The sequence below is a fragment of the Herbaspirillum frisingense GSF30 genome (genome assembly GCF_000300975.2).
Taxonomy (GTDB): domain Bacteria; phylum Pseudomonadota; class Gammaproteobacteria; order Burkholderiales; family Burkholderiaceae_D; genus Herbaspirillum; species Herbaspirillum frisingense.
The window spans coordinates 22,931-29,060 of the sequence record NZ_AEEC02000053.1; the positions used below are offsets into that span (position 1 = coordinate 22,931).

Here is a 6,130-nt window from a genome sequence, read left to right on the forward strand (position 1 = left end):
CAATTCAGCTCATCAGTGATGCGCCCCACCGCCCAGATAGGCGGCCTTGACCGCCGGGTCGTTCTGCAGCTTGTCGGCGGGTCCATGTACGGAGATCTTTCCATTCTCCAACACATAACCGTAATCCGCAACATTGAGCGCGGCCGCCGCAAACTGCTCGACCAGCAGCATGGTCACGCCCTGCTCCTTGAGCCGCGAGATGATACGGAACACCTCATCAACCAGGATCGGCGCCAGCCCCATGGAGGGCTCGTCCAGCAGGATGACCTCGGGATTCAACATCACGGCACGCGCCATGGCCAGCATCTGTTGCTCGCCGCCAGAGAGCGTCCCGGCCAATTGGGTCTGGCGCTCCTTGAGCCGCGGGAACAACTCCAGCGCCCGCTCCAGATCGTGGGCGATATCTCCCTTGGGCCGCGCCCGGGTGAAACGTGGGAAAGCGCCCAGCAACAGGTTGTCCGTCACGCTCATGGTGGCAAACACGCGCCGCCCTTCCGGCGAATGGGCCAGGCCGAAGCGGGCGATCCGGTGGGAATCGAGGCCGGTGATGTTCTTGCCACCGAGCGTGACCTCCCCGCCTTTCGGTTTGATCATGCCGGAGATGGCGCGCATGGTGGTGGTCTTGCCGGCGCCGTTGGAGCCGATCAGTGTCACCACCTTGCCCTTGGGCACGTCCATGGAAATGCCATGCAGCACCTCGACCTTGCCGTAAGCGGCGTGCAGATTGGAAATAGTCAGCATGTTCAGGCTCCCGCGGGGCTGGATGTGTTGTCATGGGCATCGCCTGCGCCACTGCCGAGGTAGGCTTCGATGACCTTGGGGTCAGCTTGCACCTGGGCCGGCTTGCCTTCGGCGATCTTCTGGCCGAAGTCGAGCACGGTGACGGTATCGCAGATCGACATGACCACGTCCATGTGGTGTTCGATCAGGATGATGGTGATGCCGGCTTCGCGGATCTTGCGGATGATGGCAATGAGTTCCTTGATGTCGGGCGCGGTCAGGCCGGCGGCCGGCTCGTCCAGCAGCAACAGGCTCGGGTTCAGCCCCAGGGCACGACCGATTTCCAGCAGGCGCTGCTTGCCGTAAGGCAGGTTGCGTGCCTCTTCGTTGGCCAGGTTGGCCAGACCGACGAACTCAAGGATGGCAGCCGCGCGCTCGCGGGCGGCCTGCTCTTCCCGCACATAGCGCGGCGTATTGACCATCACATCGACCACGTTGCTGTTGAAGGTGTGATGCAAGCCAACCAGCACGTTTTCGGTGGCTGTCATTTCGCCGAACAGTTGCACGTTCTGGAAAGTCCGCGCCACGCCACCCAGGGCAATGGTCGAGGGCGTATTGCCGGAGATCTGGCGACCGTCGTATTCCACCGCACCATCGGTAGGACGATAGATGCCGGTGAGCACGTTCATCATCGTGCTCTTGCCGGAACCATTGGGGCCGATCAGGCCATGCACGGTCCCCTTGCGCACATCCAGGTCCACGCGGTTGAGCGCCTTCAGACCACCGAATTGCATCAGGATCTGGTTGACCTTCAGGAGGGTTGCACCTTCATCCTTGACCGAGTCGGTCGTGATGACAGCACGCTCCTTGTCACCGGCAATCTGCTGCGCCACCGGCACATGCCTGGTCAAGACACGGCCGAACAGGCTACGACAGAAGCCGACGATGCCATCCTGCAGGTAGTACACGACGAACAGGGTCATCAAACCGAAGATGGTCAGACGCCAGTCGGTGATGTTTTCCAGCTTGTAGGAGAAGGCCGCCATGGCAATGGTCGCCACCACCGGCACGGCCACGCCGCGCAGGGTCTTGGTCTTCTTGGCCAGCTGTACACCTGCGCCTACCACCACGATGACCGCAAGCACGGTCGCGATCTGGCGGAACAGCGCAATATCCGACAACAGGCTCGGCAGCATCACCACGATCAGCGCGCCGATGAGCGAACCGATGCGTGACTTGCGTCCCCCCATGATCACTGCCAGCAGGAACAGGATGGTCAGTTCGAAGTTGTAGGTATTGGGTGAGATGTACTCCTCCGAATACGCATACAACGCGCCCGACAGGCCCGCCAGCGCGGCACTGATGATGAAGGCATAGACCTTGTAGCGATACACCGACACGCCCATGCAGTCCGAGGCGATCGGGCTATCGCGCAATGCCTGGAAGGCACGACCGAGATTGGACTTGAGAATGCGGTGCACCACGATCATGGACAGCACCATCAGGATCGCCACCAGATAGAAGAACTGCACTTCGCTCATCTTCTCGCCGCCGATCATGGGCTTCTGCAGCTTGATGCCCAGCGGACCTTCGGTGAGGAAGGTCATCTCGTTGATCAGGATCTGGATGATGGTGCCGAATGCCAGCGTGACCATGGCCAGGTAAGGACCGGTCACGCGCAAGGCCGGCAGCGCCAGGATGGCACCGAACACGGCCGTCACCGCGATGGCGGCCGGCAGGGTCACGAAGATGGGCATGCCCAGCTTGAAGAACAGCACGCCGGCCGCATAGGAACCAATACCGAACAGGCCGGCATGCCCCAGCGAGACCTGGCCGGTGTAGCCGACCACGATGTCCAGCCCGAACAGCAGGATGGCATAGATGAGGATGGTTTCGATCAGGTGCAGGTAATACGGGTTGTGCACCACCATGGGAATGCCGCCCAGCGCGACAATGCCCAGCAAGGACAGCAGCAGGATTTTCTTGTTCATCGCTTCAGACCTTCTTGATCGCAGTTTTGCCGAACAGGCCTGCAGGTTTGACAGCCAGTACCAGCAACAGCAGTACCAGTCCCGGAACTTCCTTGTAGCCGGTCGAGATGTAGAAGCCGGTCACGGTCTCGGCCACGCCCAGGATCAGGCCGCCGACGATGGCGCCCATGCCCGAGGTCAGGCCGCCGATGATGGCCACCGCAAACGCCTTCAGACCCAGTGCCGCCCCCATGGTGGCTCCGGTCAAGGTCAGCGGGGCCACCAGCACGCCGGCAAAGGCCGCCGTGGCCGAGGACAGCGCATAGGAGAACGTGATCACCATGCTGGTGTTGATGCCCATCAGGCCGGCAGCGTCACGGTCATTGGAAGTCGCCACCACGGCCTTGCCGTAGATGGACTTGCGGTTGAACAATTCGACCGCCGCCATGATCAGCAAGGCGCCGATCACCACCAGCACCTGCATGGGCTGCACATTGGCGCCCATGATCTGGAACGGCGTGCCGGAGATCGGCGAAGGGAACGGCAGGTCGTCCTTGCCCCAGATGTTTTCAGCGACGTTCTTGAAGATGATGGCCAGTGCGATGGTGGACATGATCCAGCCGAATTCGGACTTGATCTTGATGGCCGGCCGCACGCCGATCCATTCGACGAACATGCCTTGCAGTGCGCCGAACACCAGCACGATGGGGATCATCAGCCAATAGTTGAGATAAGGTCCGCCGTGGATATTGCCCACGACCGACAAGCCCACCAGCGCGCCCAGCATCAGGGCTTCACCCTGACCGAAATTGAGCGTGCCGGACGTGGCGAAGGTCAGTTGGTAACCGAAGGCGATCACGGCGTAGATCATGCCGAGCGCGATCCCGGAGAAGACCAGTTGTAAGAGGATGTCCATTGTATTTCCCAAGAAGCGGCTACCGCCGGGTGGCGGCGTAGAGCTGCGACGACGCCGCGGCACCGCCAGGGCGGACCGTTAGGAAATCGTCAACAGATCGTGTGAAAAAGGCCAGCCCCCGGATCGCAAGGACTGGCCTCTTCGACTACTGTGCGTGAAGCAAGTCGAGTCTTATTTGCCGAGGATGACGCGGCCGTTCTTGACCTCGCCCATCACGACCATGCCCGGCTTGATGGCTTCGTGATCGTCGTGGGTGAACGGCTTGTCGTAGGTGGTGACCACGCCTTCGACCTTGGTGTTCAGGTTTTCCAGGGCTGCACGGACCTTGTCACCGTCGGTGGTGCCAGCCTGCTTGATGGCAGCAGCCAGCAGCAGGATGGAGTCGTAGCCTTGGGCAGCCGAAACAGCCGAGGGCATGCGGTCAACCTTGTAAGCCTTCTGGTAAGCCTCGATGAAGGCCTTGCGCTTGGGAGTGGTGCCGTCCTGGATGAAGGTCTGCGGCATGCGGGCGCCATTGCCGTTCTTGCCGGAGTTGTCGATGAAGTTACCCATGGACAGCGGCCAGCTGCCGATGATAGGCACGTGCCAGTTCAGCTTTTCCATGCCATTGGCGATCTGCGCCAGTTCGGGGCCGATGCCGTAGGTCAGCACCGCCTGGGCGCCGCCCTGCTTGGACTTGAGCAGCTGGGCCGTCATGTCCACGTCCTTGATGTTGTACTTTTCGACGGCCACCGGAGTGACCTTCTTGTCGGAGAGGACTTTTTCCAGGTCTTCACGACCAAGCTGACCATAGTTGGTGGAGTCGGCCAGGATGGCGACCTTGGTCAGCTTCTGCTTGTCGACGGCTTCGTCGGCGATCATCTTGGCCTGGATCTTGTCGGCAGCCGAGGTGCGGAAGACGTAATTGTCCTTCTCCTTCTCGAACTGCTTGGTGATCACGGTGCCGGTGGCCACGTTGTTGATCACGGGGATCTTGGCTTCCTGGTAGAAGCGTTGCGAGGCCAGGGCCACGCCGGTGTTGATGAAGCCGACGGTGGCGACCACCTTTTCCTTGTTGATCAGCTCCTGGGCGATCTGCACGCCGCGCTCGTTCTTGGCTTCATCATCGCGTTCGACCAGCTGAATCTGGCGACCCAGCAGGCCACCAGCGGCGTTGATCTCGGCCACGGCCAGCTTCACGCCGTCGCGCATGGAGACGCCCATCGGAGCGGAACCACCAGTGTACGGACCAGAAACACCGATCTTGATCGGATCAGCTGCCTGCGACGACATTGCGAGCGTCATCAGGGCGGCAGCAACAAAGGCTTGGGTCTTGTATGTCATGTCATCCTCCAGAATGTAATTGTTGGCTAGCACATCGGTGACGGGCGTAGCACTTTTTGAACCCGCTCCGTGTGAAACGAATTCTCCGCTCCCCTCGCTCTTTGGCGATTCCTTGCGGGAGTGTCGGGGCGATTCTGTCGCAGTTTCCTTGCGCCAAACTTACAAGCTTGTCAGGAGCTGTCGCAGCTTGTCAGGCATCGCAGTGGACTTTTCTTTTTTGAAATCAACCCAGACTATTTTTGCGGCACCGTCAGCATAAATGATCTGTTCATCGTCGGCGTCGCGGATGACATACGTAGTTTCCACACTCGTGCGTCCCAGGTGGCCACCCAGCATGTGCACCTCGATGGTGGCTGGATACTTCATCTGGCGCCGGAAATTGCAGTGCGCATTGACGATCACCGGTCCTTCCTCGCCCGCGATGGTGGGGCCGAAGACCTCTTCCAGCCACTCGATGCGGCATTGCTCCATGAAGCGGAAGTAGACGGTATTGTTGACGTGGCCGAACGCATCCATGTCGCCCCAGCGAATGCTCTGGCGGGAAACGAAAAGTGGTTTTGCTGCGGTGCTTTCCTGACTGCTCATGGGTGATCCTTTCCGGTTTGATTCATCGATGACTGAAATATTTTTCATGCGGGCGGCCCGTTCTCGTCGCTTTTCTGACGCAGCAGATTCTTCTTGACCCCCTGTTTTCCGCTTCATTCCGGATTCAACCGCAGACTCTCCGCGCCACCCTTGGCACAGATTTCAGCGGGAACATAAGCGCGAGTTATAGCCGGATGCCAAACCGGTATGAGTCTCGCCGGCAAAATCCCATAAAATACGCGGCATTCTGGAACGACTCAGACCGGTGCAATGGCCGCCGTGAAACGCTGTTCAACGCGCATTGTTTCAGACCTGCGCACAGGAAGGCGAAGAAATTCGACGAATTACCGCCGCCCCTCTAGCGTTTCATCGAAAAATACTTAACAATAGCACGATCGTTCGAAAAACAGGCAGTTCACATAACACGGGACACCCATGACTTCTTCTCAAGACTTGCTCGCACAATACGGCCCTCGCGAATCCATGGAATACGACGTGGTCATCGTTGGCGGCGGCCCGGCCGGGCTGTCGGCAGCAATCCGCCTCAAGCAACTGGCTAGCCAGCAACATCGCGAGGTCTCGGTCTGCGTGCTGGAAAAAGGCAGCGAAGTCGGCG

Annotated in this window: 6 protein-coding genes; 1 reads left to right on the top strand and 5 read right to left on the bottom strand. The window is 59.9% G+C overall.

The genetic code is table 11. The features are described 5' to 3' along the window. Nucleotides 1-12 precede the first annotated feature (12 nt). From HFRIS_RS22955 to HFRIS_RS22975, 5 genes are all read right to left on the bottom strand, one after another. Entirely contained in the window at nt 13-741 is a 729-nt protein-coding gene (locus tag HFRIS_RS22955) for an ABC transporter ATP-binding protein (RefSeq protein ID WP_006465411.1), read from the bottom strand. A gap of 2 nt (nt 742-743) precedes the next feature. Further along, a complete protein-coding gene (locus HFRIS_RS22960; protein ID WP_006465412.1) occupies nt 744-2,711 on the bottom strand; it encodes a branched-chain amino acid ABC transporter ATP-binding protein/permease in 1,968 nt (655 codons plus the stop codon). Between the two features lie 4 nt (nt 2,712-2,715). Beyond that, the gene (locus HFRIS_RS22965) at nt 2,716-3,606 is read right to left on the bottom strand and encodes a branched-chain amino acid ABC transporter permease (RefSeq protein WP_006465413.1); all 891 of its coding nucleotides are present in this window, start codon (nt 3,604-3,606) and stop codon (nt 2,716-2,718) included. A 171-nt stretch (nt 3,607-3,777) separates the two neighbouring features. Then, nucleotides 3,778-4,929 (bottom strand): ABC transporter substrate-binding protein, encoded by a 1,152-nt coding sequence (locus HFRIS_RS22970; protein WP_006465414.1) that lies wholly within the window; start codon nt 4,927-4,929, stop codon nt 3,778-3,780. A gap of 159 nt (nt 4,930-5,088) precedes the next feature. Further along, nucleotides 5,089-5,514, bottom strand: a complete 426-nt coding sequence (locus HFRIS_RS22975; protein ID WP_006465415.1) for an acyl-CoA thioesterase — start codon at nt 5,512-5,514, stop codon at nt 5,089-5,091. Between the two features lie 435 nt (nt 5,515-5,949). Here HFRIS_RS22975 and HFRIS_RS25065 point away from each other — a divergent pair. Continuing rightward, nucleotides 5,950-6,130, top strand: a 181-nt coding sequence (locus HFRIS_RS25065; RefSeq protein ID WP_152486745.1) for an FAD-dependent oxidoreductase, incomplete at its 3' end; no start/stop codon positions are given.